The organism is Streptomyces sp. NPDC021012 (genome assembly GCF_044333355.1).
Taxonomy (GTDB): Bacteria; Actinomycetota; Actinomycetes; order Streptomycetales; family Streptomycetaceae; genus Streptomyces.
Genome location: NZ_JBIRQU010000004.1, coordinates 553,655 through 579,210, shown reverse-complemented (window position 1 = coordinate 579,210; position 25,556 = coordinate 553,655). Strand labels below are relative to the sequence as shown.

At 72.8% G+C, this 25,556-nt stretch carries 19 protein-coding genes; 8 read left to right on the top strand and 11 right to left on the bottom strand.

Translation table 11 applies throughout. From position 1 onward, the window contains the following. Positions 1-17: 17 nt before the first annotated feature. The gene (locus ACH4TP_RS16845; RefSeq protein WP_398438374.1) at positions 18-590 is read left to right on the top strand and encodes a winged helix-turn-helix domain-containing protein; all 573 of its coding nucleotides are present in this window, start codon (positions 18-20) and stop codon (positions 588-590) included. Here ACH4TP_RS16845 and ACH4TP_RS16840 read toward each other — a convergent pair whose 3' ends face one another. Together ACH4TP_RS16840 and ACH4TP_RS16835 are read right to left on the bottom strand one after the other, a co-directional pair. Continuing rightward, entirely contained in the window at positions 591-2,021 is a 1,431-nt protein-coding gene (locus ACH4TP_RS16840; protein ID WP_398438372.1) for a PepSY-associated TM helix domain-containing protein, read from the bottom strand. It lies immediately after the preceding gene. A 54-nt stretch (positions 2,022-2,075) separates the two neighbouring features. After that, positions 2,076-2,672 carry a hypothetical protein gene (locus ACH4TP_RS16835; RefSeq protein ID WP_398438370.1) on the bottom strand — a complete coding sequence of 199 codons (597 nt, stop codon included), beginning with the start codon at positions 2,670-2,672 and terminating at the stop codon, positions 2,076-2,078. Between the two features lie 203 nt (positions 2,673-2,875). Here ACH4TP_RS16835 and ACH4TP_RS16830 point away from each other — a divergent pair, with 203 nt between their 5' ends. The 5 genes from ACH4TP_RS16830 to ACH4TP_RS16810 all read left to right on the top strand — a co-directional run bounded on the left by ACH4TP_RS16830 (position 2,876) and on the right by ACH4TP_RS16810 (position 10,018). Continuing rightward, complete coding sequence (locus tag ACH4TP_RS16830) at positions 2,876-3,874, top strand: NAD-dependent epimerase/dehydratase family protein (protein WP_398438368.1); 999 nt, start codon at positions 2,876-2,878, stop codon at positions 3,872-3,874. Between the two features lie 757 nt (positions 3,875-4,631). Next, on the top strand, positions 4,632-5,432 hold the full coding sequence (locus ACH4TP_RS16825; RefSeq protein WP_398438366.1) for a tyrosine-protein phosphatase: 801 nt from the start codon (positions 4,632-4,634) through the stop codon (positions 5,430-5,432). A 53-nt stretch (positions 5,433-5,485) separates the two neighbouring features. Then, entirely contained in the window at positions 5,486-7,993 is a 2,508-nt protein-coding gene (locus ACH4TP_RS16820) for a hypothetical protein (RefSeq protein WP_398438364.1), read from the top strand. An 82-nt stretch (positions 7,994-8,075) separates the two neighbouring features. Beyond that, positions 8,076-8,960: a metal-dependent hydrolase gene (locus ACH4TP_RS16815; protein WP_398177855.1), complete on the top strand. Its 885-nt coding sequence runs from the start codon at positions 8,076-8,078 to the stop codon at positions 8,958-8,960. Then, positions 8,960-10,018: a PDR/VanB family oxidoreductase gene (locus tag ACH4TP_RS16810; protein ID WP_398438362.1), complete on the top strand. Its 1,059-nt coding sequence runs from the start codon at positions 8,960-8,962 to the stop codon at positions 10,016-10,018. The genes ACH4TP_RS16815 and ACH4TP_RS16810 overlap by 1 nt, the downstream gene beginning before the upstream one ends. Positions 10,019-10,021: 3 nt before the next feature. Here the strand turns inward: ACH4TP_RS16810 and ACH4TP_RS16805 are convergent, their stop codons facing one another. Beyond that, positions 10,022-10,411: a hypothetical protein gene (locus ACH4TP_RS16805; protein ID WP_389229892.1), complete on the bottom strand. Its 390-nt coding sequence runs from the start codon at positions 10,409-10,411 to the stop codon at positions 10,022-10,024. A 37-nt stretch (positions 10,412-10,448) separates the two neighbouring features. Here ACH4TP_RS16805 and ACH4TP_RS16800 point away from each other — a divergent pair, with 37 nt between their 5' ends. Then, complete coding sequence (locus ACH4TP_RS16800) at positions 10,449-11,171, top strand: TetR/AcrR family transcriptional regulator (protein ID WP_389229895.1); 723 nt, start codon at positions 10,449-10,451, stop codon at positions 11,169-11,171. Here ACH4TP_RS16800 and ACH4TP_RS16795 read toward each other — a convergent pair. Beyond that, positions 11,156-11,488, bottom strand: coding sequence for a 5-carboxymethyl-2-hydroxymuconate Delta-isomerase (locus tag ACH4TP_RS16795; RefSeq protein WP_398438360.1), 333 nt, complete (start codon positions 11,486-11,488; stop codon positions 11,156-11,158). The genes ACH4TP_RS16800 and ACH4TP_RS16795 overlap by 16 nt on opposite strands. Positions 11,489-11,541: 53 nt before the next feature. On the opposite strand from ACH4TP_RS16795, the gene ACH4TP_RS16790 reads away from it, so the two are divergent. Then, positions 11,542-12,054, top strand: a complete 513-nt coding sequence (locus ACH4TP_RS16790) for a GNAT family N-acetyltransferase (protein ID WP_398438359.1) — start codon at positions 11,542-11,544, stop codon at positions 12,052-12,054. A gap of 299 nt (positions 12,055-12,353) precedes the next feature. On the opposite strand, the gene pulA is transcribed toward ACH4TP_RS16790, so the two are convergent. From pulA to ACH4TP_RS16755, 7 genes are all read right to left on the bottom strand, one after another. Continuing rightward, positions 12,354-17,642 (bottom strand): pullulanase-type alpha-1,6-glucosidase, encoded by a 5,289-nt coding sequence (pulA, locus tag ACH4TP_RS16785; protein WP_398438357.1) that lies wholly within the window; start codon positions 17,640-17,642, stop codon positions 12,354-12,356. 74 nt (positions 17,643-17,716) lie between these two features. Beyond that, a complete protein-coding gene (locus ACH4TP_RS16780; RefSeq protein ID WP_398438355.1) occupies positions 17,717-19,405 on the bottom strand; it encodes a carbohydrate-binding module family 20 domain-containing protein in 1,689 nt (562 codons plus the stop codon). 122 nt (positions 19,406-19,527) lie between these two features. Beyond that, positions 19,528-20,607, bottom strand: coding sequence for a LacI family DNA-binding transcriptional regulator (locus ACH4TP_RS16775; RefSeq protein WP_398438353.1), 1,080 nt, complete (start codon positions 20,605-20,607; stop codon positions 19,528-19,530). Next, positions 20,595-22,268 (bottom strand): glycoside hydrolase family 13 protein, encoded by a 1,674-nt coding sequence (locus ACH4TP_RS16770; RefSeq protein ID WP_398438351.1) that lies wholly within the window; start codon positions 22,266-22,268, stop codon positions 20,595-20,597. Before ACH4TP_RS16770 ends, ACH4TP_RS16775 begins: the two co-directional genes overlap by 13 nt. Before the next feature lie 50 nt (positions 22,269-22,318). After that, a complete protein-coding gene (locus ACH4TP_RS16765) occupies positions 22,319-23,158 on the bottom strand; it encodes a sugar ABC transporter permease (protein WP_389230528.1) in 840 nt (279 codons plus the stop codon). A gap of 29 nt (positions 23,159-23,187) precedes the next feature. Continuing rightward, positions 23,188-24,201 (bottom strand): carbohydrate ABC transporter permease, encoded by a 1,014-nt coding sequence (locus ACH4TP_RS16760; protein ID WP_389229914.1) that lies wholly within the window; start codon positions 24,199-24,201, stop codon positions 23,188-23,190. 20 nt (positions 24,202-24,221) lie between these two features. Then, positions 24,222-25,499, bottom strand: coding sequence for an extracellular solute-binding protein (locus ACH4TP_RS16755; RefSeq protein WP_398177875.1), 1,278 nt, complete (start codon positions 25,497-25,499; stop codon positions 24,222-24,224). Positions 25,500-25,556 lie beyond the last annotated feature (57 nt).

Below are 25,556 nucleotides of genomic sequence, written 5' to 3'. Positions count from 1 at the left end.
GAAAGAGCTGATCTGCCATGGCCCACACCCAGAGCGCCCACGCCCAGAGCGCCTCCCTCACGGCCGTCCGCCCCGGCCGGCACCGACTGCGTGCCGTCGATCCGAACGAGGTCGTCGACCTCTCCCAGGTGGCGGACTTCCTGCCGCCCGGCGCGACCCTGCTGCCCGCGCCACAGCACGCGCTGCCGACGCTGCCGGGGCGCCCGCCGATGGTCGGGTACCTCGTCCTCGTCCCGGCCGACCAGCAGCCGCACCTGCCCGTGGCCCCCGTCCCCGTCCCCCCGCAGGCCCCCGTCGCGGCGGAGGAGCGGGGGTCGGTGACCATCGACGGCGTCCAGCGGATCGCCCTCGTCGACGGGCAGGCGCTGGACCTGACGTACCTCGAATTCGAGCTGCTCGCCCACCTGGTGGCGCACCCCCACCGGGTGCACACCCGCGACCAGCTGGTCACGACGGTGTGGGGGTACGGGCACGTGGGCGACGGCCGGACGGTCGACGTGCACGTGGCCCGGCTGCGCCGCAAGCTGGGCGCCGAGCACCGCCACACGATCCAGACCGTGCGGCGGGTCGGCTACAAGTACACGCCCTGATCAGGCCGTTCGGCCGGATCTCACCCTGGCGATCAGCGCCAGGGTGAGATCCGCCGCCAGGAACAGCAGCAGGCTCAGACCGAGCAGCGGTACGAACCAGGCGACAACCGCCGTCGCCGCCAGGAGCGGCAGCAGCAGCGTCACCGGGACCTTCCGCCAGGCCCCGCGCGCCACCGGGCGGCCGGGGCGGCGCAGCCACCACATGCGGTAGCCCCAGAGGATCAGCAGGACCAGGGCGAGCGCGAGGGCGGCGAGGGCCAGCTGGTTGAACAGGCCCAGGAAGACGCCGGTGTGCGCGTCGATGCCGATGCGGGTGAGCTTCGCGAGCAGCGGATAGTCGGCGAAGCGCAGGCGGTCGAGGACCGTGCCGTCGGCCGGGTTCAGCGCCACCGAGTCCAGCTGGACCGGGAACTGCGTGTCGGTCTCCTTGACCACGTACCCCTTGCCCTCGGCGGGCAGGACGACCGAGATCCGCGGGCTGTCGATCCCCGCCGCGCGGGCCGCCTCCAGCGCCCTGTCGATGCCGATGTCCGCGCCCTTCGGGGCCGTACCGCCGTGGTGGCCGCCGCCGTGGCCCTCGTGCTCCGACGACGGGGCCGCGCCCGCCGACAGGGCGGGGGTGGCGCCGCCGAGCGCGTCCTGGACGGTGCCGATGTTCTCGCCCGCGTACCGCGACCAGGTCAGGCCGGTCGCGGAGAGCAGGACCAGGCCGAGCGCCGCCCACAGGCCGACCGAGCCGTGCCAGGAGAGCGTGCGGCGACGGGACTTCGGACCGCGCTCGGGCAGGACGAGGGCGCGGCGGCTCTTCCGGCGGCGGCCCACCCAGAGCAGCACGCCGCCGAGCGCGATCACCCACAGCCAGCTCGCGGCGAGTTCGCTGTAGTTGCGGCCGAGGTCGCCCAGGTGCAGGTCGCGGTGGAGGCCGTCGATCCAGGTCCGCAGCGGGAGGGCGCCGGAGCTGCCGTAACTGGGCAGCTGCCCGCGCACCTCACCGGTGTACGGGTCGACGAACACCGCCAGCGAGGCGTCCTCGGGGACGTCGGGGTCGGCCATCAGGACCCGGGTGGTCGCGCCGGGTTCGGCGCCGGGCCAGACGGCGGTGACGGTGCCGTCCGGGTTGGCCTCGCGGGCGATGTCCACCTGCCGGGAGAGCGGCAGGACGGTGCCGCCGACGGGGACCTCCAGCTCGTGCGCGTACACGACCTTCTCGGCCTGGAAGGAGAGCGCGTAGAGCAGACCGCTGACGGCGGCCACGAGGAGGAACGGGGCGACGAGGACGCCCGCGTAGAAGTGGAGGCGCAGGACGAGGGGGCGCAGGGCGCTCCAGGTGCCGGGCCGGGGCTTCGTCGAGGACGGCGCTCCGGGGTCGACGGCTTCCGGAGTTTCCGGTGTTTTCGGAGTTTTCGGGCGCGCGAGATCGTCGATGGTCATGATGGCTGACTGTCCTTGGAGTCGGTGAGTCGACAGGGGGAGGCGACCCCCGGGTCAGACGTGTGCTCCGAGGGCCGTGGCGCGGGGTGCGGACAGCCGGGGCGGGCCGCGCCGGGAGAGGGTGTGCGCGAGGACGACGGTGCGCGGGCGGCGGGCGTTCCGCCGCGCCCGGCGGACCGGGCGGCGCGGGGTCCCGGCGACGGGGACGAGGGCGCGGATCAGGCGGAGCGGGGTGAAGGCGTACGCGAGGGCGGCGCGGGCGAGCGTGAAGAACGCGGCCTCGCCGCGGGCGAGCCAGACCCCGCAGAGGAGTGCGGCGAGGAGGTGGACGGCGAGCATTCCGGCGCCGGAGCTCATGGGGGTGGGGGTGCCCATGGTCATGCCCACCCCCATGGAGTCCATGGCGTCCATGGACTCCATGCCCGGCATGTTCCCCAGGCCGGGCACGGCGGCGTGCGACTCCCGCGCGTGGCCGCCCGCCGTCGAGAAGAGCAGGTGCAGCGCGCCCTGGAGGAGGAGCAGGGCCCCCGCGATCGCGGGCGCGCCCCGGCGTCGTCCGGCCGCGGCCCAGGCGATGGCCGTGGTGGCGGCGAAGGCGGCGAGCAGCGTGGTCGCCGGAAGCCGGTGCGCGGACATGGACGAATGCCCCACGGCGGCCAAAGTCACGCACACGACCGCGAAAAGTGCGGCTCGTAGGGTGCGCAGGGGCGACCGGGCATCTGTCATCGCCGTCATCGTGTCATCCGGCCGGAAGGCCGGACAGGCCCACCTCCCTAAGTCGTTCCTCCCCTGGCGGAATCCTCCGGGAGCGGAACGCCCTGGCCCCGGCCCTGCCCGCCGGGCAGGCTCGGATCATGAGACTGCTGATGCTCGGAGGTACGGAGTTCGTCGGCCGCGCGATCGTCGAGGACGCGCTCGCACGGGGCTGGGAGGTGACGGTCTTCCACCGGGGCCGCCATGCCGTTCCGGCGGGAGCCGCCTCGCTGCTCGGGGACCGCACCGCCCCCGACGGGCTCGCCGCGCTCGGCACCGGTTCCTGGGACGCCGTCGTGGACACCTGGTCGGCCGCGCCCTCGGCGGTCCGGGACGCGGCGCGGCTGCTCGCGGACCGGGTCGGGCGGTACGCGTACGTGTCGAGCCGCTCCGTGTACGCCTGGCCGGCCGCCGCCGGGCTCGGGGAGGACGGGCCGCTGGTGGAGGGCTCCCCGGACGACGGGGACGTGCCCTACGCGGAGGCCAAGCGGGGCGGCGAACTGGCCGTCACCGACGCCTTCGGGCCCGACCGGACGCTGCTCGTGCGCGCGGGGCTCATCCTCGGCCCGTACGAGAACGTGGGCCGGCTCCCCTGGTGGCTGGGCCGGATCGCGCGCGGCGGGCCCGTCCTGGCGCCCGGGCCGCGCGAGCTGCCCGTCCAGTACATCGACGTCCGCGACCTCGCCGCGTGGACGCTGGACGCGGTGGCGGCCGGGCTCTCCGGGCCCTACAACCTCGTCTCGCCGCCCGGGCACACCACGATGGGCGAGCTGCTCGACGCCTGCGTCCGGGCGACCGGCGCCGACGCCGAACTCCGCTGGACTCCCCCGGAGGCCCTCCTCGCCGCCGGGGCCGAGCCCTGGACCGAGCTCCCCGTCTGGCTGCCGCCGGGCGAGACCTACGACGCCATGCACACCGCCGACGTCTCCCGCGCCCTCGCCACCGGCCTGCACTGCCGCCCCGTCGCGGACACCGTCGCGGACACCTGGACCTGGCTGCTCTCCCTCGGCGGAGTCGCGCCCCAGCGGCCGGACCGGGCGGGGGCGGGGCTCAGCGCGGAGCGGGAGGCGGAGGTGCTGGCGGCGCTGGCGAAGGGGTGAGGGCGGGCCCTTTTGCGCCCCGGTTGCGGGGGGCGCCCGCCGTTGTGGGCGCGCGCCGCCAGGGCGGTGCCCGCCCTTCGCCCCCGTTGTGGGCGCGCGCCGCCGGGGCGGTACCCACCCTCAACGGTCCCGCGTCCCGCCGCCGCCCCCCCGTTGTGGGCAATCGTTCCGCAGGGCGGAACGGGTGGGCACAACGGACCCGCGCCCTGCCGGCGCCAGAGGCTTCAGTGCCTGGACCCGCACCCCTGTGTACAGCTCCCTGGTGGTGCGGGTCCAGGCAACGGAACGCGGAGGCGCCGCTAGAGGGCGCCGTCCCGTGTGCCCACCCTCCCCCAAGCTCTCGACTTCGCTCGAGCAGGGGGGACCCCCTCGCCCCAGCGGGACGATTGCCCACACGGCGGGTGGCGGAGGGCACCGCCCCGCCGGGTGCGGGCCCACACGGGCAGCGGGTGCGGCCCCCACACGGGGGCGGGGGCAAAGCCCCGGGAGGGGCACCGCCCCGCCGGGCGCGCGGCCCACACGGGCAGCGGGTGCGGGCCCCACGCGGGGCGGGGCGAAGCCCCAGGCGGGTACGGGCCCCGCGCGGGGGCGGGGGTGAAGCCCCCGGGAGGGGGCCCGCCGGGCGCGGGCCCGCACGGGGGGCGTGAGCGAAGCGCACCGTCATGCCGGGTGTGGGCGCGTAGTGGGTGGACCTGCTCGGAGTGGGGCGATCCATTACGGTCGGCAGGGAGTCGTGTGAATCGGAGGAGTCGACGCCATGCCCGCCATCCCCGCCACCTCCGTCGCCAATCTCCGTGACCTCGGCGGTCTGCCGCTCGGTGAGGGGCGTTCGGTGCGGTCCGGGCTCGTGCTGCGGTCCGCGCAGCTCGACCGGCTCGACCCGGCCGAGCCTGCCGTGGCCGGGCTCGGGATCCGTACCGTCGTGGACTTCCGGACGGAGACCGAGCGGGGTGACCGGCCGGACCGGCTGCCGGCCGGGGCCCGGCTGCTGGTGGCGGACGTCCTCGCCGACTATCTGGCGGGCAGTGGGCTGCCGCCCGCCGCCCGGCTGAAGGCCCTGCTCGCCGACCCGGCGCTCGCCGAGGAGCACCTCGGCGGGGGCAGGGTGCGGGCGGCCTTCGCCCGGACCTACCGGACCTTCGTCTCCAGCGACTCCGCCCGCGCCTCCTACCGCGCCCTGCTCGGCGAGCTGGGCACGCCGGGCGCGGGGCCGCTGCTGTTCCACTGCTCGGCCGGCAAGGACCGTACGGGCTGGGCGGCGACGGTCGTCCTGTCGCTGCTCGGCGCGGACGAGGAGACGGTGCGGGCCGAGTACCTGTCGGTGAACCCGGCGGTGCGGCTCGCGTTCGCGCCGATGATCGAGGGCTTCACGGCCCAGGGCGGCGACCCCGAGCTCGCGCTCGAACTGATCGGGGTCCTGCCGGAGTACCTGGACGCGGCGCTCGACGAGGTGGCGGTCCGGCACGGGTCGATGGAGAAGTACGTACGGGAGGGGCTCGGCATCCCGGACGAGGTGACGGCGCTGATCCGCGAGCGGCTGACGGTCTCCGCGGCCTGATCCCCGGGCGGCGGCCGGGGTGACCATCGGAAGAATCGCTCGTTCTGCTGAACGTGAGCACCCAGGATCTCGTTCCCTCGCCCGTGGGCCCCGTCGACGTCGAACAGGCCGAGGCCGCGCTCGTCGAGCGGTATCCGCGGCTCGTCCGCATCGCCTATCTCGTGCTGCCGCCCTCGCTCGGCCGCAACCGCCGGGTGCTGACCGCGCACGCCCTCGTCCAGCGGTCGCTCCCGCGCCGCCGGGTCCCGGGCCCTGCCGTGCCCGGCCCGCGCCGGGCCGAGGACGCGGTGGATCCCGGGTACGCGTACGTGCGCGGCGAGGTGCTGCGGCAGGCGCTGATCGCCGGGCTGCCGCTCCGGCGCCTCGCGCTGCCGCGCCGGGCGCAGTTCCCGCCGCTGCTGCCGCACGTGTGGGGCCTCCGGCTCTTCCCCCGCGTCGGCGGCGCCGACGAACTCGCCCTGGACCAGCAGCTGTCCCGGCTCTCCGGCCCCGGCCGCGCGGCATACGTCCTCCGCGGCCTGGAGCGCCAGGGCGACCCGGAGGTCCTGCGCATCCTGGCCGCCGCGGGCGTCGACGACCCGGCAGCGGCCCTCGCGGAGGCGGACGCCCTGGCCGACCCGGCCTTCGCCGACCCCGGCCACTCCGGCCACCCCGCCGGTCCCGCCGAGCCCGCCGAGCCCGCTGGGACCGGATCCGGGAGGGCCAGGGTCGGCGAACAGAGCGGGCCGGGGCGGGCCTGGGGCCCGGATGGGACCGGGAGCCCGGGTGGGACCGGGAGCCCGGATGGGACCCGAAGCCCGGGTGAGGGCAGGAATCCAGGTGGGACCGGGGGCCTCGGCTCAGCCGGTCGCCTCGGCGGTTCCGGTCGCCCCGACGGTTCCGGTCTGCCTGGCGCACCGACCGGAACCGGGTCCGCCGCCCCGGAGGGCCGCTCCGAGCGGGTCGGCGAGCAGGCCGGCCCCGGGAGGGTGGGCCGGGCCGAACTCCCGGACGGCCCTCGCGGTCCTGGCCGGGCAACCGGCCCGGCCACGCCCGGCGGCAGCCGTCGAGACGCCGACGGGCACGACGGGCACGACGGACACAGGGAACCCGGTCGAACCGCCGGTCCCGGACAGGCCGGAGCACTCGGGGGCCACGAGTCCGGAGGACTGTCGGGCGCCGGCCGCCCCCGGGGCGCCGGCCCCGGAGGGAGCGCGCTCCCCCGGCGCCTCAGTGGTGCCGCGCTGCTGGAGTCGGACGAGTTCGATCCGTGTGCGCTGCAGGCGCGGCCGACCGATCTGATGCGGCGGAGGCAGCATGCGCGGGCCGGGTTCGTGGCCGTCGTGGCGCTCGTGGTGTGCGGGACGCTGCTGGGGCTGCCGGGGGACGGGTGGGGAAGAAACGGTGCTGCGGCGCCCTCGTACGCGCGTAATCCCGCGGCCGAGGCCGCTCTCGACCCCGGTGAGGTCAAGCGGGTGGAGCCCGGGGTGTGGCAGGGGGCGACGCGGCGGGACTTCTCGGTGTGGCCGGTGCGCGGCGGGCTGAGGGGCGACAGCGCGCTGTTGCGGCGGGCGCTCGCGGTGTGGGCGCGGCCCGGTGGCTCCGTGCGGACCTCGGCGACGCCGGGGACGCCCGTGGGGCCGCCGATGGGGCCGCCGCAACTGCTGTTCGCGGGTCGGGTCGACGCGATGCGGGTGGTGCTCTTCCACGACGGGCTGCGGGCCGTGCGGTACGCGGAGCCCGTCGAGGGGACGGAGGGCGCCGCGCTCGACTTCGCGCGGACCGACGCGGCCGACGCCGTCGGCGCCGCCGCGCTCGTCGTCTCGCGCGCGGGGGGCAACGTCCGTTATCTGACGGCCCCCTGGGTGCGGGAGACGGCCGTACGGGACCTCCTCATGCCCGCGAAGGACCCGTGGCCGCTGGCGCGGGACGCCGACGGGGTGACCGAGCCCCTGCCGAGCCCCGCGCAGGCCGGCGCCTGCTCCCGCTGGAACACGCTCCAGGTCCGGGACGGCGAGGGGGTGCGGCTCCTCACCGACCTGGGCGAGCTGGCGCCCGCCCGGCTGCTGTGGGGTCCGCCCGCCGCGCCCGTGGACGCGACGGGCCCGGAGGCCCGGGAGGCCTGGGCGCGGACGGCGTGCCAGCTGGCGGCGGTGCGGGGGCACGGGGTGCGGTCCGTGAACGCCTGGCGATTCGCGCGGCAGCCGCTGCCGGAGGGCGCCGGGCGTGCCACCTGGGTGTGCACGCGCGCGGAGACCTGGCGGGGCACGGGCAGCCGGGTCCTCGCCCAGTTCCTGGTCCCCTCGCCCCGGGTCCCGGCCGCGCTCGCCGCCCGCTCCGAGGGCTCGCCGGCCTGCGGGGTGCGGGATCCCCGGGTCCTCGCGGGCGTGCTGTGGCAGGCGCCGGGCGGCGGCTGGTTCGTCCTGGCGGCGGGCAGCCCGGACTTCACCGCCCTGGAGGTCTCCGGCGGGGTGGAGGGCCGCTCCGACGGACCGCTCCTCGCGGTGCGGGCGAAGGCGGGCGCGCGGGCGGACCTGGACGGGACCCTGCGGGGCGGGAGCCGGACGGGTGCCCTTCGCTGATCGGGGAAGACTCGGCGGCAACCAGGAAAAAGACGGTGCGCGGGCCTGTTGTCAGCGACTTACTTCTCAGTACATTGACGTCATGTCTAATACGCAGCCTGCACCGGTGGCGTCGGAGCACGTCGAGCTCAAGGCCCGCAAGGTCTCCTTCGACTGGGAAGAGACGCCGCTCCACTGGGTACCGGGCGACCCCTTCACCACGCACACCATCAACGTGCTGCACCTGCTGCTGCCGGCCGGCGAGCGCTGGTTCGTCCACGTCTACAAGCAGGCACTGCCGTACATCACCGACGACCGGCTGCGCGAGGACGTCATCGGCTTCATCGGCCAGGAGGCCATCCACTCCCAGGCCCACGACGACGTCCTCCCCCACCTGCGGAAGCTGGGCCTCGACCCCACCCCGTACACCGCGCAGGTCGACTGGTTCTTCGAGAAGCTCCTCGGGGACCGGACCCTGCCGCCCGGCCGGCCGCGCCGCTGGTGGCTCATGGAGCGGGTCGCGCTGATCGCCGCCATCGAGCACTACACCGCCTTCCTCGGCGACTGGGTCCTCAACGCCGAGGAGCTCGACCGGGTCGGCGCCGACCCGACCATGCTGGACCTGCTGCGCTGGCACGGGGCCGAGGAGGTCGAGCACCGCGCGGTCGCCTTCGAGCTCTTCATGCACCTCGACGGCGGCTACCGGCGCCGCGCCCGCACCTGGGCGCTCGCCTTCTCCGCGCTCGTCTTCCTCTGGCAGCGGGGCATCCGCTTCTTCATGGAGAACGACCCGAGCCTCGTCAACCCGAAGGCCTCCTTCGCGGACTTCGTCCGCAAGGGCCGGCAGGGCGTCCTGCCCTCCACCCCGGCCATGCTGCGCTCCATACCCCGCTACCTCAGCCGCGCCTACCACCCCTCCCAGGAGGGCAACACCGCGCAGGCCATGGCCTACCTGGCCTCCTCCCCCGGCGCCAACGGAGGCCACTGATGCCCCGCCTCACCACCGTCGCCCTCGTCGCCGGGGCCGCGCTGCTCGTCCGCCGCGCCGTCCGCAGCCGCATGACCACCGCACCGCTCTGGCCGATGCCCTCCCTCGACACCCCCGTGTCCGGGTACGGGCGGGGCAGCACCGTCCCGCGCAAGGTCCGCGTGACCCGGCGCTCCACGCCCGCCGAGGGCGTCGTCGAACTGCGCCTGGAGGGTGCCGGACTGCCCGCCTGGCAGCCGGGCGCCCACATCGACCTCGTCCTGCCCTCCGGGCTCGTCCGGCAGTACTCGCTCTGCGGGGATCCCGGCGACCCCGCCTCGTACACCGTCGCCACCCGCCTCGTCGAGGACGGGCGCGGCGGCTCCCGCGAGGTCCACGGGCAGCTCCGCGAGGGCGTGGAGATCGAGATCCGGGGGCCCCGCAACCGCTTCCCGCTCGTCGGCTCCCCCGCGTACGCCTTCGTCGCGGGCGGCATCGGCATCACCCCCGTCCTGCCCATGCTGCGCGCCGCCGAGGCGGCCGGGGCGGACTGGCGGCTCGTGTACTGCGGGCGCAGCCGGGCCACCATGCCGTACCTGGAGGAGATCGAGCGGCTGGGTGGTGACGGCGACCGCGTCACCGTCGTCGCGGAGGACGAATCCGGCTTCCCCGGACTGGAGTTCCTCGCCCACCTCCCCGCCGAGACCGCCGTCTACTGCTGCGGGCCCGACGGTCTGATGGACGCGGTGGCCGCCGCCATGCCCGAGGGGCGGACGGCGCGGTTCGAGCGCTTCACCGCCGCCGCGACGACCGGCGGCACCGCCTTCGAGGTCGAACTGCGCCGCTCCGGGCGGACGTTGACGGTGGCGGCCGACCAGTCGCTCCTGTCGGCGGTACGCGAGAAGGTGCCCGGCCTCATGTACTCCTGCCAGCAGGGCTTCTGCGGGACCTGCCAACAGCGGGTCCTGGAGGGCGAGATCGACCACCGGGACGAGCTGCTCACCGACGAGGAGCGGAACGACTCGATGCTGATCTGCGTCTCGCGCTGCGCGGGGAAGCGGCTCGTCCTCGACCTGTAGCCGCTAGGGCAGGACCAGCCAGTCCAGGGCCAGGGCGGTGAGGAGGCCGCCGGCCAGGAGCCAGGTGCCCAGGCGCGTACGGCCGTTGCGGGAGAGTTCGATCACGATCCCGCAGAGGATCATGGCGAGCCCGTACACGCCGACGACCAGGACGGACGTGCGGCTCGCGAGCCGGATGACCAGCACCACGGCCAGGACGGCCAGGAGCACGGACGCGGCGGCGACGCGCAGCCGCCGCGCCTGCTTCGGGGTCAGCCCGGAGGCGGGGGCCCCGGTCTCCTCCTCCCCTTCCGGGTCAGGGGAGTCGGGGGTTTCCCGGGCCTCTTCGGTCTCCTGGGGCTCGTCGGCCTCCGGGGCCTCGGCCTTCGGGGTGTCCTGGTCGGAAGAGCTCATGGGGCAGGAGCGTAACGGACGCGGTTAGGCTGTTCGTATGACGACCGGGGTACGCCGCAGGATGGGCGTCGAGGAGCGCAAGCAGCAGTTGATCGGGGTGGCCCTCGAACTCTTCAGCCACCGCTCTCCCGACGAGGTCTCCATCGACGAGATCGCCGCGGCCGCGGGCATCTCGCGGCCGCTGGTCTACCACTACTTCCCCGGCAAGCAGAGCCTCTACGAGGCGGCGCTGCGGCGGGCGGCGGACGAGCTGGCGGCCCGCTTCGTGGAGCCGCCGCGGGGGCCGCTCGGGGCGCGGCTGCTGCGGGTGATGGGCCGCTTCTTCGACTTCGTGGACGAGCACGGGCCCGGTTTCGCGGCGCTGATGCGCGGCGGGCCCGCGGTCGGCTCCTCCACGACGAACGCGATGATCGACGAAGTGCGGCAGGCCGCGTACGAGCAGATCCTGGCGCACCTGGAGGTCGAGAAGCCCTCCGCCCGGCTCGAACTGGTCGTCCGCTCCTGGGTGTCGCTCGCCGAGTCGACGGCGCTCCTCTGGCTGGACGGCCGCCGGGTCCCGCGCGCCGAGCTGGAGCTCCAGCTCGTGCACGACTTCGCCGCGCTGGCGGCGGTGAGCGCCGCGTACGACGCGGACATGGCGGAGATCCTCGTCGGCATCCTCGCCGACGAGCCGGCCGACGGCCCCTTCGGGGAGCTCGTGGCCAGGCTCGCGGCGCTCGTGCCCGGCGTGCCCGGCGTGCCGGATCAGCGCTTGCGGTAGGACCCGTCGAGGTCCCTGACCTCGACGGAGAGCCTGGCCCCCTCGGCGGCCTTGAGGTACCCGGGCAGCAGGTCGAGGACGGCCTCCGCGAGCCGTGCCTTCGCCTCGTCGGTGCGGCCCGCGAGCAGGGCGATCTCGACGTGCACGAGGACGTCCTCGCCCTCTCCGCCGCCCACGACGAACTCCTCGACCTCCCGGAACCTGGTCTTGCAGGCGTCGAGCGTCGCGTCGACCGTCTCCACGACGAGCGGGTGCAGGGCGCGCGCGAAGCCGCGGCGGTCGAGGGGCGCGGAGTAGTCGACGGTGATCTGCGGCATGGGGGTCACTCCTGGGGAAACGAATGTCTGGCCACACCTTTACGGTGATCGCCATGACGACACAAGTGACCTTCCGGCAGGCGGACGAGCGCGACCTGGACCTGTTGGTGGGGTTGTTCGACGGGGTGGCGCGCTGGATGGTGCGCAGCGGGATCGACCAGTGGAAGCCGGGGGCCCGGGGCTCCGAGCACTTCCGCGCGCGGATCGCCGAGGGCGAGGTGTGGATCGCCGCGCACGAGGGTCGGACGGTCGGCGCGTACGAGCTGTGGTGGGAGGACCGGGAGGTCTGGGGACCGCAGCCGCCGGTGGCCGGCTACGTGCACCGGCTCATGACCGACCGGGAGACGGCACCGGCCGGTGCGGGGCGCATGCTGCTCGCGCACGCGGAGGACCGGATCGCGGCCGCGGGCCGGACGCTGGCCCGGCTGGACTGCGAGGCGCGCAATCCGGTCCTGGGGACGTACTACGAGGGGGCCGGGTACACGGCCGTCGGCCCCCACCTGGAGAAGGTGGGGGCCGACGGCCGGGTGTACGCGGTGCGGCTGATGGAGAAGGCCCTGGCGTGAGGGGCAGCGCCCCCCCGCCGTGCGGGGCGGCGCCCCCGCTGCCCGTCTGGGCCTCCGCCCCGCCCCGTGTGGGCAATCGTCCCGCAGGGCGGGACGGGTGGGCACACGGGACGGCGCCCTCTAGCGGCGCCTCCGCGTTCCGCGCCTGGACCCGCACCCGTTGTGCGCTGTGCACGGGGTGCGGGTCCGGGCTCGTAAGCCTCTGGCGCCGGCAAGGCGCGGGTCCGTTGTGCCCACCCGTTCCGCCCCAGCGGAACGACTGCCCACAACGGGGGGCGCCGCCCCCGTCAGGCGTGGGATCAGCTGGTCTTGAAGATCGCCACCGTTCGGGCCGGGACCGTGAAGGTGCCCGAGGTCGGATCGTAGGTGGAGGTCTTCACGAGCGGGTCGGAGCCGGAGGCCTGGGCCGGGTGGAGGGCGTAGTGCTTGCCGGCGAGGTCGGCGACCTTCTGCGAGGTGCTGTCCGGGGTCGCGTTGAGGACGACGACCAGGTCGCCGAGGCGCATGGTGATGACGCCGGGGGTCTCGTCGCGGCCGGAGAGCGGGAAGGACAGGGTTTCCTGGACCCGGTCGGTCGTGGCCAGGGAGAAGGCCGGTTCGGTGGTGCGGATCTTCTGGAGGTCCTGGTAGGCGGCGGAGGAGGCGTCGATCTGGGCGCAGCCGACCGTGAGGGACGGGTTCACGAGCAGCGGCTTGGCGTAGGGCCACTTGGACTTGTTGTCGGCGGCGGGGGGCAGGCCGCGGCCGAAGCCGTTGCCGTCGTGGCAGTCCCAGTGGATCGCGTTGAACCAGTCGCCGCTGTCGAAGGAGTTGCGGTCCAGGGACTTGGAGCGGAGCAGGTCGCTGCCGGCCTGGGAGAGCGAGGGGCCCTGGGAGAGGGTGGCGGTGGCCATGGCGAGGACCTGCATGCGGGCGCGGTCGGCCGGGGAGGTGCCCGCCGGGAGCTTGAAGGCGAGCGCGTCGTAGAGGGACTCGTTGTCGTGGGCGTCGGTGTAGGCGAGGGCGTCGCCCGGCGCGGCGGCGTATCCGGCCGGGGCGCCGTTGTAGTCGACCTCGGAGCCCTTGACCGTACGGCCCGAGGTGTCGGTGAAGCGGTAGTCGGCGAGGTTGCCGGTCAGGCCGACCTTGATGAGGTCCTGGTAGTGCAGGAGGCGGGCCTTCTGCTCGGCCGGGGTGCCGTTGGCCGCCGACGTGTTCGGGTCCGTGTACAGGCCGCTCGCGAAGCCCTGGATTCCCGGGTCCTCGTCGAAGGGGCCGCCGCCGCGGACGGCGTCGCGGGCCCGGTCGGAGAAGGTGGCGATGCCGGTGCCGGCCATGTTCTTCTGGGTGGCCTGGACGAAGCGGGCGTCGTCGGCGACCTCGCCGAAGTTCCAGCCCTCGCCGTAGAGGACGATCGACTTTCCGTCGACGCCGTCGCGAGCGACAGTCAGCTCGTCCAGGGCCTTGCGCACCGCGAGGATGTTCGCCTTCGGGTGGTGGCCCATGAGGTCGAAGCGGAAGCCGTCGACCTTGTACTGCTTGGCCCAGGTGACGACCGAGTCGACGACGAGCTTGCCCATCATGGCGTTCTCGGGCGCGGTGTTGGCGCAGCAGGTGGAGGTGGCGACGGAGCCGTCGGCCTGGAGGCGCTGGTAGTAGCCGGGCACGATCCGGTCGAGGACGGACTTGTCGGACTGTCCGGCGGCGACGGTGTGGTTGTAGACGACGTCCATGACGGTTCGCAGTCCGTCGCCGTTGAGGGCCTGGACCATCTGCCGGAACTCGACCGTGCGGCGGGTGCCTTCGGGGTCGGTGGCGTAGGAGCCCTCGGGGACGGTGTAGTGCAGGGGGTCGTAGCCCCAGTTGTAGGCGTCCTTGGCCGCGGCGGCGGTGACGCATGCCTGCTGTTCGGCCGAGTCCGGGGCGTAGACCTTGAGGTCGCAGGCGGGGGTGGTCCGGTCCGACTTCTTCTCGGGGACGGTGCCGAGGTCGAAGGCCGGGAGGAGGTGGACGTAGTTCGTGCCGGAGGCGGCGAGGTCGCGGAGGTGCTCCGAGCCCTTGCTGTTCTTGTCGGTGAAGGCGAGGTAGGTGCCCCGGTGGTCGGCCTCGGCCGACGCGTCGGCGATCGAGAAGTCCCGGATGTGGAGTTCCTGGATCCGGGCGTCCCGCAGCGGCACGGCGGCGGGCTTCCTCAGCTCCTTCCAGCCCTGGGGGGCCAGGGCCGGGTCGGCGAGGTCGACGACGAGGCTGCGGGCGGAGTCGGTGGTGAGGGCGGTGGAGTAGGGGTCGGTGACCCGGTTCTCGACGACCTTCTGGACGCTGGGGGCCCAGACCTCCACGACGTACCGGTACGGCTTGCCCGCCCAGTCGCGCGGGCCGGTGACGGACCAGACGCCGGAGGCGGGGTCGCGCCGCATGGGCACGGTCTTCCCGTCGAGTTCGAGGGCGACGGACCGGGCGGTGGGGGCCCAGAGGGAGAGGGCGGGGCGGCCGTTCCGGAAGACCGGGCCGAGCTGCGCCCGCGTGGCCTTCGGCGCGTACAGGTCGTCGAGGACTCCGGCGGTCTGGACGCCGGTGGCGGCGAGCAGGGCGCCGTTGGCGGCGCGCTGGGTGGCGATCAGCTGGCCGCGCAGGGAGTCCCGTACCCGGTCGGCGTCGCGCGGGTCGACGGTGAAGGCCGGGTACGCGGCGAGGTGCGGGAACTTCGCCTTCTGGGCGTCGCTCAGGGAGGACGGGGTGAGGCGGAGCCAGCGGCCCTCGTCGCTGAGGGCGCCGTCGGTGACGGTGATCCCGCCGTCCTTCGCGTACACCAGCTGCTGGCTGGTGGCGTCGGTGGTCTTCACCTTCCAGACGACGGTGTTCCGGTCGATCCACTGGGCCTCGGCCTTGCCGAGGTCGAGGTTCGGGGCGCCGCCGGTGGTCGGGAGGAGGTACGTGGGCTGTCCGGAGAGGAGCCAGACCTCGTGGCCGTAGGTGCCGAGGTCGAGGGACTGGTCGGTGGGCAGGTCCTTCTGGTCGCCCTTGTGGAGGATGTACGAGAGGGAGCTCGCGCCCTCCGTGAGCGGGACCTCGTAGACCGCGCCGTACGCGTCGACGCGCGTGGGCATCAGCGGCCGGGACCAGTCGGTGGGCTGGGCGGCGCCGGTCCAGGTGTGGAGGCCCCAGCCGTCGTAGTTCCCGTCCTCCCGCTGGTAGTGGATGACGGCCTTCGTCTTGTCCGGGACCCCCGGTGCGGGGTTGGTGTCGGACTGGCCTTCGGCGCCCTGCGTGATCCAGACCTCGCCGGTGCGGCCGAGGCTGATGGCGCGCTGCGGGCCGTCGGCGGTGCCGTCCTTCTCGACGGTGTACGTGAGGGTGGAGGCGCCCTCGGGGACCTTGACCCAGGCGAAGGCGCCGTAGGCGTCGCGGCCGGTGAAGGCCGTCTCCTGGCCGGCGGCCTTCAGCTTCCAGCCGTCGTAGTTCCCGTCCGCGCGCTTGTAGTGCACGACGGCGTACGTCCGCTCGACGGCGACCGGCTTCTCGGGGGCCGGGGGCGCGCCCGCGGTGGTGGCGGCGAGGGCGCTCGCGGTGCGGCCGGCGGAGTCGACGGCGACGGCCTTGTAGCGCAGGGCGGTGCCGGCGGGGGCGGTGACGTGCTGGGTGACCTTGTAGGGGGCGTGGTCGGCGGTGCCGAGGGTCTGCCAGCGGCCGTCGCCGACCTGGGCGGCGAAGACGACCCGGTTGAGGCCGCCGCCGGTGACGTCGGCGGAGAGCTCGACGGTGCCGGTGGAGCCCGCGGCGGGGGCCTTGAGCGTCACGGTGGGCTTCGTCGCCGGGGCGGGCAGCGGGGCGCCGGCCTTGAGGACGAGGGAGGAGAGGGCCGGGACGGTGACGGTCACCTTGCCGTCGGCAGCCGTGACGGCGCCCTGACCCCCGTACAGGGCACGGAAGTCGGCGGAGTCGACGGGGACGGTGACGGTCTTCGGCGTGGTGGCGCCGTTGACGGCGACGAGGTACTCGGTCCGCGTCTTCGGGTCGGTGCGGGTGAAGGCGTAGACGGAGCCCTCGGCGTACCGCTCCTGCTGGACGCCGTCGCGGAGGGCCGGGTTCTCGCGGGTGAGCTTCGAGAGCGCGGCGATCGACCGGTACAGCGGGTGCGTGGTGTCGTACGCGTCGGAGGCGTGCGTGCGGTCGGTGCCGAGCTCGTCGTCGTCGAGGTAGTCGGCGGTCTTGGAGGCGAAGAGGGTCTGGCGGGCGTCCTTGTCGCCGCCGGGGCCCGTGAAGCCCTGCTCGTCGCCGTAGTAGACCACCGGGTTGCCCCGGGAGAGGAACATCAGCTCGTTGGCGAGCCGGTCGCGGCGGACGAGCTCCTCGTCGGAGGCGTTCGGGTTGTCCTGCTTGAGGAAGGAGCCGATGCGGCCCATGTCGTGGTTGCCGAGGAAGGTCACCTGCTCGTAGGCGTTGGCCTTGTCGGTGGTGTACCGGTAGTCCTCGGCGAAGACCTTCGCGAGGCGGTCGGCTCCGGCGCCCTGGGAGGCGAAGGCGCGGGCCGCGTCCTGGAAGGGGAAGTCGAGGGTGGCGTCGAGCCGGCCCCGGGTGACGTACGGGGAGGTGACGGCGGTGTCGGCGGAGTAGACCTCGCCGAACATGAAGAAGTCCTCGCGGCCCTGCTTCTTCGCGTACGCGTCGAGGGCGGTGGCCCACTGCGTCCAGAAGTCCAGGTTCACGTGCTTGACGGTGTCGATGCGGAAGCCGTCGATGTCGAAGTCGCGGACCCACTTCTCGTAGATCTTCTTCATGCCCTCGACGACCTCGGGACGCTCCGTCCACAGGTCGTCGAGTCCGACGAAGTCGCCGTACTCGGCGGACTCCCCGGCCCAGGTGGAGTCGCCCCGGTTGTGGTACATCGTCGGGTCGTTCAGCCAGGACGGGACCTTCCCGCCGGTCGTCGTCGGCGTGTACGGGAACGAGTCCGCGTCGACCTTCCCGATCTTCGTACGGTCGTCGAAGGGGCGGCCCGAGGCATCGAGGTACGGGTAGGCGCCCTTGGGGCGGTAGCCGTACTTCTTCTCCGCGTAGTCGACGGTGTCGGCGGTGTGGTTGGTGATGACGTCGAAGAAGACCTTCATGCCCTTGGCGTGGGCGGCGGCGATCAGCCCCTCCAGGTCCTCGTTGGTCCCGAAGTGCGGGTCGACCTGGGTGAAGTCGGTGATCCAGTAGCCGTGGTAGCCGGCGGAGGCGTCCTTGCCGGTGCCCTGCACGGGCCGGTTCTTGAAGATCGGCGCCATCCAGATGGCGGTGGTGCCGAGGCCCTTGATGTAGTCGAGCCGCTCGGTGAGGCCCTTGAGGTCACCGCCCTGGTAGAAGCCCTTGTCGGTCGGGTCGAAGCCGGTCTCCGTACGGCTGCCGGTGAGGCCGCCGCGGTCGTTCCCGGTGTCGCCGTTGGCGAAGCGGTCGGGCAGGACGAAGTAGAACTGCTCGCGGGTGAGGTCCTGGCGTGCGGGCTGGGCGGCGAGCGCCTTGTCGGAGGGCGGTGCGGGTGCCTTGCCGGCGGCTGTGGCCGGGACGGCCGGCACGAGGGCGGCGCACAGCGCGGCGGCCAGCGCGACCGCCGTTCTCTTGGGTATCACGGGGGTGCTCCCTGGAAAGGGGGTACGGGTGGCAGGGCCGCCCCGGCGGGGCGGCCCTTGCGTGGGGGAAAAGCTCAGTTGCGGAAGGTGTCGTTCAGGACGATCTGGCCCGAGGCGGGGACGGTCGCGGTGCGGTTGGCGCCGGACTCCCAGGTGACGTTTCCGGCGGCGTCCTTGCGGAGGTACTTGTACTCGAAGGCCGTGCCGGCGGGCAGGTTCACCGTCAGCTTCCAGACGGGGTACGAGGCCGGGTCGAGCTTGAGGGCGGAGGCGGGGGCCCAGTTGCCGAGCTCGGGGCGGTTGCCGGTGACGTAGATGTTCTGGCCGGTGACCGTGGTGGCGTTGACGTTGAAGGAGGCTCCGGCGGTGGCGGGCTGGGTGGTGCCGCAGCTCGTGGCGCCGGTGTGCAGGGCGAGCGCGGTGTTGGCGCCGAGGGTGGCCGTGAACTGGCCGGACGCGTTGACGGCGACCGGGGTGTTGGACTGCACGTCGCAGTAGGTGCCGGCCGGCAGGGAGGTCTGGAAGGTGCGGGTGAGGGCGGAGGACTCGTGGTTGATCGCCACGTACGCCTTGGAGCCGCGGCCGAACGCGATCGCGTTGTTGCCGTTGTCCCACCAGTCCGTGACGGCCTGCCCGCGGGCGGTGTTGCGGAAGGCCACCATGGAGGAGATCTCGCGCCAGTCGTGCTGGCACTTCCAGCCGTCGGCGTAACAGGCGTTCACCTGGCCGTTGTTGGGCGGGCCCGCGTCCTTGTCGGTCCACTCGTAGCCGGAGTGGACGTCCGGGGAGCCGTAGGGCCAGGCGAGCATGAAGACGGAGGCGAGGGTGTAGTTCGCGCCGTCCTTGTAGTTCAGGGTGTCGCCGCCGCGCTCGGTGTCGTGGTTGTCGACGAAGACGCCGGACTGGGCGGAGGACATGTAGCCCCAGGCCTCGCCGAAGTTCTTGAGGTAGGCGAGCTTCTCGCCGGTCAGGACGCGCTTGAGGTCGCGGGCGTAGCGGAACTCCTGGACGTCGCCGTTGCCGAGGTACTCGCTGGGCTGGACGGCCTCGCCGGCGCCGTAGATGGCCTCCTGCTTCCAGTAGGCGGAAGGATTCGTCAGCCGGGACTTGATGTTGGCGAGGTCGGCGGCCGGCATGTGCTTGGCGGCGTCGATGCGGAAGCCGTCGACGCCGAGGGAGAGCAGGTCGTTGAGGTAGCCGGCTATCTTCCCGCGGACGTAGTCCTCGCCCGTGTCCAGGTCGGGGAGCTGGACGAGTTCGCAGTTCTGGACGTTGGCGCGGTCCTGGTAGTTGGAGATGGTGGCCCGGCAGTCGTCCATGTCGGCGCCCGAGTAGAGGCCGGGGTAGTCGTACTTGGAGAACGGGGTCCCGCCCGTTCCCGTGCCCGATCCGTTCGCCATGTGGTTGATGACGGAGTCGGCGACGACCTTGACCCCCGCCGCGTGGCAGGTGTCGATCATGTTCTTGAAGGCGGTGCGGTCGCCGAGACGTCCGGCGATCTTGTAGCTGACCGGCTGGTACGAGGTCCACCACTGGCCGCCCTGGAGGTGTTCCTGGGGCGGGGAGACCTGGACGTATCCGTATCCGGCGGGGCCGAGGCGGTCGGTGCACTCCCGGGCGACGGAGGCGAAGTTCCATTCGAACATCACCGCGGTGACGTCCTTCGCGCCGGGTGGGGCGGCCTGCGCCGGGGCGTTGCCCGTGACGGCCACAGCGGCTCCCGCCACGAGGGCGAGTGCAGCGGCCACGGTCTTTCTGGCCATGCTTCCTCCTGCTGACTTCACTGTCGCAAGAAGTTGCCGAAAGGTTCAGCAACTGTTTTCAGCCGTGACCGTACGAGTGCCCCGGCGCCCGGTCAACCCTCCGGGCACCCCCACGCAACTTGTTACGGAAGGACTTGCGGAAGCCGGGCCGGCGGCTGCGCCGTGGAACCGCGCACCACCAGCTCCGGCTGGAAGACGAACTCCGTGCGCTGCACCGGGTTCCCCTCGATCTCCTCCAGGAGCGCGCCGACGGCCGCCGTCGCCATGGCCTGGACGGGCTGGCGGACGGTGGAGAGCGGCGGGCTGGTGAAGGCGATGAGCGGGGAGTCGTCGAAGCCGACGACGGAGACGTCGCCGGGCACGTCGAGGCCGCGGGCGCGCACCGCGCGGATGACGCCGAGCGCCATCAGGTCGGAGCCGCAGACGATGCCCGTGCAGCCCTCGCGGAGCAGGATGTCGGCGGCCGCGTGGCCGCCCTCGACGCCGAAGAGCGTGGGCCTGATGAACCGTTCGGCCTCGGCGCGGTCGACGCCGAGGAGCTCGTGCAGCTCGGCGGTGAAGCCCTCGGCCTTGCGGCGCGAGGGCACGTACCGGGTGGGGCCGATGGCGAGGCCGATCCGCTCGTGGCCCAGCTCGACCAGGTGCCGGACGGCCATGCGGGCGGCGGCCCGGTCGTCCGGGGAGACGAAGTTGGCGTCGATGTGCTCGTTGTAGCCGTTGATGAGGACGTACGGGACGCCCCGGGCCGACAGCCGGGCGTAGCGGGCGGGGTCGGCGGTGGCGTCGGCGTGCAGCCCGGAGAGGAAGACGATCCCGGCGACCCCGCGCTCCACGAGCTGCTCGACGAGCTCGTCCTCGGTGGCGCCGCCGGGCATCTGGGTGCAGAGCACGGGGGTGTAGCCGTGCCCGGCGAGGACCTGTTCGACGACCTGCGCGAAGGCCGGGAAGATCGGGTTGGTCAGCTCGGGCACGACGAGCCCCACGAGGCCCGCGCTGCGGCGTTTGAGCCGTACGGGACGCTCGTAGCCGAGGACGTCGAGCGCGGCGAGCACCTTGTGCCGGGTCGCGCCGGCCACCCCCGCCTTGCCGTTGAGGACGCGGCTGACGGTGGCCTCGCTGACGCCGGACTGGGCCGCGATGTCCGCGAGCCGCGGGGCGCCGCTCCCGGCGCCCCGCGGCAGGGGGATCGTCACACCGCCCACCAGACGGTGCTGTCGGCGGGCAGCTCCACCGTCCCCTCCACGGCGGAGCTGTCCACCTCCTCGTTGGAGAGGAGATACCGGCCGGGCAGCGGGACGGTGATGGCCCGGCCGGTGGTGTTGGCGGTGCAGACGAATCCGCCGCGGCGGAAGGAGAGCACACCCTCGGGTGCCTCCAGCCACTCGACGGAGTCGCCCGCACCGAGTTCGGGGCGCTCGCGGCGGACGGCGAGCGCGCTGCGGTAGAGCTCCAGGGTGGAGCCGGGGTCGCCGGTCTGCGCCTCGACGCTCAGCTGGGCCCAGGTCGCGGGCTGCGGCAGCCAGGAGCCGCCGTCGCCGAAGCCGTACGAGGAGCCCTCGACGGTCCACGGGATCGGCACGCGGCAGCCGTCGCGGAAGCCGTCCTGGCCGCTGGCCCGCCAGAACGACGGGTCCTGGCGGACCTCGTCGGGCAGGTCGGTGACGTCCGGGAGGCCGAGCTCCTCGCCCTGGTAGACGTACGCGGAGCCGGGCAGGGCCAGCATCAGGAGGGTCGCGGCGCGGGCGCGGCGCAGGCCGAGCTCGCGGTCGCCGGCCTCGCGGAGCTGGGTGCCGAGGCCCGCCGGGTTGGCGAAGCGGGTGGCGTGCCGGGTGACGTCGTGGTTGGAGAGCACCCAGGTGGTGGGGGCGCCGACCGGGCGCATGGCGTCGAGGGAGGCGTCGATGACGGCGCGGAGCTCGGCGGCGTCCCAGTGGGTGCCCAGGTACTGGAAGTTGAAGGCCTGGTGCATCTCGTCGGGGCGCACGTAGTTCGCGGTGCGGTCGACGGTCGGGGTCCAGGCCTCGGCGACGAGGACGCGCTCCCCGTCGTACTCGGCGAGGATCTGCCTCCAGGAGCGGTAGATCTCGTGGACGCCGTCCTGGTCGAAGAAGGGCATGACGTCGTTGCCGAGCAGCTTCAGCTGGTCGTGGGCGCCGATGTCGGGCAGTCCCGCGGCCTTGACCAGACCGTGGGCGACGTCGACGCGGAAGCCGTCGACGCCCATGTCGAGCCAGAAGCGCAGGATGGAGCGGAACTCGTCGCGGACGGCGGGGTGCTCCCAGTTGAAGTCGGGCTGCTCCGGGGCGAAGAGGTGGAGGTACCAGTCGCCGGGGGTGCCGTCCGGGTTCTCCGTACGGGTCCAGGCGGGGCCGCCGAAGATGGACTCCCAGTCGTTCGGCGGGAGTTCGCCGTTCTCGCCCTGGCCGGGGCGGAAGTGGTAGCGCTCGCGGAGCACCGAGCCGGGGCCCTCGCGCAGGGCGCGCTGGAACCACTCGTGCTGGTCGGAGGAGTGGTTGGGGACCAGGTCGACGATGATGCGCAGGCCCAGTTCGTGGGCCTCGCGGATCAGGGCGTCGGCGTCGAGGAGCGAGCCGAACATGGGGTCGATGGCCCGGTAGTCGGCGACGTCGTAACCGGCGTCGGCCTGCGGCGAGGCGTAGAACGGGGAGAGCCAGACGGCGTCGACGCCGAGCTCCTTGAGGTACGGCAGCCGGCTGCGGACGCCCTCCAGGTCACCCATGCCGTCGCCGTTTCCGTCGGCGAAGCTGCGCGGGTAGACCTGGTAGATCACGGCCTCTCTCCACCAGCCCGTGTGCGTGCCGGTGGTAGGGGCGTCGGCCGGGGTGGCGAGATGCTGGGTCATGTCTTCCCTGGGAGGTAAGGAGGTGCGTTCGGGCGGGGTGCTCAGGGCCGTCAGCCCTTGACGGCACCGGCCGACATGCCGGTGACCAGGTGCCGCTGGGCGAAGAGGAACACCAGGGCGGCGGGGACGGCGATGAGCACGGAGGCCGCGGCCATCGGGCCCCACTGGGCGCCGTACTGGTTGACGAACTTCTGGAGTCCGCCGGCGAGCGTGAGGTTCTCGTCGCCGACCATGAAGGCGGAGGCGTAGGCGACCTCGCCCCAGGCGGTGATGAAGGAGTAGAAGGCGGTGACGGCGATGCCCGGCTTGGCGAGGGGCAGGATGAGCCGCCAGAAGGTGCCGAAGGGGGTGAGGCCGTCGACGTAGCCGGACTCGTCGATCTCGCGCGGGATGGTGTCGAAGAAGCCCTTCATCATCCAGGCGCAGAACGGGACGGCGATGGTCAGGTACGTGATGACCAGGCCGGCCGGCTGGTTGAGCAGGCCCATCGACGCCATGATGTTGTAGATCGGCACGATGAGGACGGCGACCGGGAACATCTGGGTGACGAGCAGCGTCCACATCAGGCCGCGCTTGCCGGGGAAGCGGAAGCGGCTGACGGCGTAGCCGGTGGTGGCGGAGATGAAGACGCCGACGACGGTGGTGAGTCCCGCGACGAGCAGCGAGTTGCCGAACCAGGTGAGGAACGGGGTGTCGTTCAGCAGGCCCGTGTAGTTCTCGAACGTCGTCTCTTTGAAGAAGTCCGTGCTGGTCGCGTACTTCGCGGGCTTCAGCGAGGTCAGCAGCACCCAGAGCACCGGGAAGACGGCGATCACGGAGGCGGCGACCAGCGTGGCGTGCAGGCCGACCGAGGCGAGCGGCGAACGGCGGCCGCGGACCGGGGTGTTCATGACCTGGGTGGTGGTGGGGGTCGTGGTGGTCACCAGACTTCTCCCTGCTTGCGGAGGACGCGCCGGTAGAACGCGGCGAAGACCATCAGGAGGACCAGGATCAGCACGCCCCACGTGGACGACTGGGCGAAGTCGCGCGGGCTGACCTCGAAGGAGAACTTGTAGGCCTGGGTGACGAGGATCTGGGTGGCCTCGCCGGGCCCGCCCCGGGTGAGCAGGAAGATCACCGGGAACATGTTGAAGGTCCAGATGGTGCTCAGCAGGATCACGGTGGTGCTGACGGACCGGAGGCCGGGCATCGTGATGTGCCGGAAGCGCTGCCAGGCGCCCGCGCCGTCCATCTCGGCGGCCTCGTACAGCTCGCCGGGGATGGACTGGAGTCCGCCGAGGAGGGCGATCATCATGAACGGCACGCCGAGCCAGACGTTGGTCGCGATGACCGAGACCTTGGCCCAGGTGGGGTCGTTGAGCCACGGGACGGCGTCGATGCCGCCGCCCGCGAGGATCTGGTTGAGGATGCCGCGGCGCTCGTCGTAGAGGAAGCGCCAGGCGAAGACGGAGACGAAGCCGGGGACGGCCCAGGGCAGGATCAGCAGCATCCGGTAGACGGAGCGGCCGGCGATCCTGCGGTTCAGGATGTTGGCGAGGCCGAGGCCGAGGGCGAAGGTCAGCGCCACGCAGGACACGGTCCAGACGATGGTCCAGCCGAGCGTTCCGAGGAACTGGCTCCCGGTGAGGGCGTCCTTGTAGTTGTCCAGGCCGATGAACTCGTAGGTGGCCGGGATCTCGTTGACGCCGATCGACCGCGCGACGTTCCGCTCGTTCGCGTCGGTGAACGAGAGGTAGATGCCGCGGACCAGCGGATATCCGATGATCACGCCGATGACGATCACCACGGGGGCGACCATCGCCCAGGCGTACCAGTGGGTGGAGAGGGAGCGCTTCGCCGCGCGGCGCGGCGTACCAGTTCCGCGGCTCCGGCCGCGGGCGACGCTGTCGCCCGCGGCCTTCGCCACCGACTGGCTGGGACTGTCCACAGCCATGAGCCGGCCTGCCTTCTTTCTTACTTCCAGTCCTTCAGGAGCTTGCGGTACGAGTCACCGATCGCCTTGGCGCCGGCCTCCGGGGTGGTCTGGCCGGTGAGGACCTTGGTGTACTCGACCTTGATGGGCTCGAAGAGGCTGCCGCCCTCCGGGATCCAGGGGCGCTCGACCGCCTTGTCGACGACCGGCTTGAAGAACATGATCATCTCGTTGGTCGCGATGTCCGGCTTGATGTAGACGGACTCGCGGGTCGGGAGCAGGCTGAGCTCCTTGGAGATCCGCGTCTGGGTCTCGACCGAGGTCATGTACTCGGTGAAGGCGTACGAGGCGTCCAGGTTCTTGGAGCCCGCGTAGACCGCGAGGTTGTGGCCGCCCTGCGGGGCGCCCTGGCCGCCGGAGCCGGCCGGGACCGGGGCGATGCCCAGGTTCGCCTTGTCGGCGAACTCCTTGCCCGCGTAGGTGTCGGTGACGGCCCACGGGCCGTTGATCATCATGGCGACCTTGCCGTCCTTGAAGGCCGCCTGCATGTTGTCCCAGCCGTTGGTGGCGTCGGTGATCGCCGCCTTGGAGTCCACCAGGTCCTTCACGGTGGCGAGGGCCTTGACGCCCTGGGCGTTGTCGATCGTGACGGTCTTCTTCTCGGCGTCGACCATGTCGCCGCCCTCGCCGTACAGGAAGGAGAGGAACCAGTACGGGTCGTCGCCGCGCAGGTACAGGCCGGTCTTGCCGGTCTTCTGCTTGATCTTGGCGGAGACGGACTTGAGCTCGTCGATGGTCTTGGGGACCTGGACGCCGGCCTCCTTGAAGATCTTCTTGTTGTAGAAGATGCCCATGGAGTCGATGACCTGCGGGACCGCGTAGGTCTTGCCGTTGAACTTCGTCGAGGCGGTGGCCTGCTTCAGGAAGTCGCCGGAGTCCTTGAGCGCGGGGGTGCCGTCCAGCGGGGCGAGGTAGCCCAGGCTGGCGAAGTCGGGGGTCCAGGCGACCTCGGAGCGGATGACGTCGGGAGCACCGGAGCCGGACTGCGCGGCGTTCTTGAACTTGTTCTGCGCCTCGCCGAACGGCACGTTCACGTACTTGACGGTGACCTTGGGGTGCAGCTTGGTGAACTCCTCGGCGACCTTCTTGAAGACCTTGTCCTCGGAGCCGACCGTGGAGGTGTCCCACCAGGTCACGGTGCCGGAGAGCTCGCCCGAGCTCTTCGAGCCGCCGTTGGAACCGCTGTCGCTTCCGCCGCACGCCGCCAGGGTCACGCCCAGGGCCGCGACCAGCGTGGTGGCCGCTATGCCACGCCGCATGTGAACTCCTTCAGTGATCCCGGGGAGACGAGGGGCTGGAACCTTCCTCATTGCGAC